Source organism: Novosphingobium malaysiense (assembly GCF_000802225.1).
GTDB lineage: Bacteria > Pseudomonadota > Alphaproteobacteria > Sphingomonadales > Sphingomonadaceae > Novosphingobium > Novosphingobium malaysiense.
Genome location: NZ_JTDI01000048.1, coordinates 1 through 311 on the forward strand (window position 1 = coordinate 1; position 311 = coordinate 311).

Annotated in this window: 1 pseudogene; it reads left to right on the forward strand. The window is 61.4% G+C overall.

The features are described 5' to 3' along the window. Positions 1-311 (forward strand): annotated as a pseudogene (locus LK12_RS23455) (FdhF/YdeP family oxidoreductase); the annotation flags it as partial.

The following is a 311-nucleotide window of genomic DNA, read 5'->3' on the forward strand; positions in this document are numbered from 1 at the left end:
GGCTCAAGAAAGTGACGGGATCGCCGGTGGGCACCTGCGTGCTCAGCGACTTCGAGCATTGCGACGCGATCTTCTTCTTCGGCCAGAACACCGGGTCAAACAGCCCCCGATTCCTCCATCCGCTGCAGGAGGCGGTGAAGCGCGGCTGCAAGATCGTCACCTTCAACCCCGTGCGCGAGAAGGGGCTGGTCGAATTCGTCAATCCGCAAAGCCCCACGGAAATGCTCACCGGCCACGGAACAGAGATTTCGTGCCAGTACCATCAGGTCAAGCCGGGCGGAGACATCGCCGCGATCATGGGCATGTGCAAG